The organism is Kribbella sp. VKM Ac-2571, assembly GCF_004362255.1.
Classification (GTDB): Bacteria; Actinomycetota; Actinomycetes; order Propionibacteriales; family Kribbellaceae; genus Kribbella; species Kribbella pratensis.
This window is the reverse complement of record NZ_SNWS01000046.1, coordinates 1-1,130: the sequence shown is the minus strand read 5'-3', so window position 1 is coordinate 1,130 and position 1,130 is coordinate 1. Positions and strand designations below refer to the sequence as shown.

The 1,130-nt window shown below is 64.2% G+C and carries 1 protein-coding gene; it reads right to left on the bottom strand.

Annotation, left to right across the window (positions count from 1 at the left end):
- Entirely contained in the window at positions 1-1,065 is a 1,065-nt protein-coding gene (locus EV651_RS41125) for an IS630 family transposase (RefSeq protein ID WP_370354233.1), read from the bottom strand.
- Between the last annotated feature and the right edge of the window lie 65 nt (positions 1,066-1,130).

Here is a 1,130-nt window from a genome sequence, read left to right as displayed (position 1 = left end):
CTAGTGTCGCGTAAATGATGTTCTTTGACCTGGGGTGGCGTGGTCGAGGATGTCGTCGGCGGTCTTGGTCCAGGTGAAGGGTTGGCAGCGGTCGTTCCAGCCGTCGATGAATCGGCGGATGGCGGTGGTGAGGTCTTTGACGCTGCCGTAGCTGCCGCGGCGGATGGCTTGGCGGGTGATGATGCCGAAGAAGATCTCGACCATGTTCAGCCAGGAGCCGGATGTCGGGGTGAAGTGCATGGTGATCCGCGGGTTCTTGGCCAGCCAGGCTTGGACGTTGGCGTGTTTGTGGGTGCGGTAGTTGTCGCAGACGATGTGCAGCCGGCGGCGTGGGTAGGCCTTGGCGACCTGCTTCAAGAACTTGAGGAACTCGGTGTTGCGGTGCCGTGGGTAGCAGGCGTCGACGATCTTGCCGGTGGCGACCTCGAGAGCGGCGAACAGCGTGGTCGTGCCGTGCCGGATGTAGTCATGGGTCTGTTTCTCGGGGATCCCGGGTCGCAGCGGCAGGATCGGCGCGGTCCGGTCCAGGGCCTGGATCTGGGACTTCTCATCCACCGACAACACGATCGCGTTCTCCGGCGGGTTCAGATACAGGCCCACGACGTCGCGGACCTTGGCCTCCAGCTCGGGATCGGTGGAGAACTTGAACGTCTCGACCCGCCACGGCTGCAGACCCCACTGCTTCCACACCTTCGCCACCGTCACGTGCGACAACCCCAACTCGGCGGCCAGCAACCGCGACGACCAGTGCGTCACCCCGAGCCGTTCCGGCGGCGGCTCCAACGTCGCCAGCACGACCTCGACATCATCGATCTGCTTGCGACGCCCCGGCTTCGGCCGATCGTCCAGCCCACCGATTCCCTCCACCAGATAACGCTTCTTCCAGCCGATCACCGTCGGCTTCGACGCACCGACCCGCTCCACGATGTCCTTCACCGCCACACCATCCGCGGCCAGCAACACGATCCGCGCCCGCTGCGCCAGCCCCGCCCGCAACGACGGCGACCGCAGCCACGACTCCAGAACTTCACGATCGCCCGGCGACACATCCACCACCACAGTCAACGCCACGAACCAATGATTCCGAAGAACCAACCCGGAGTAAAGTTACTTCGCTAACGCGACACTAG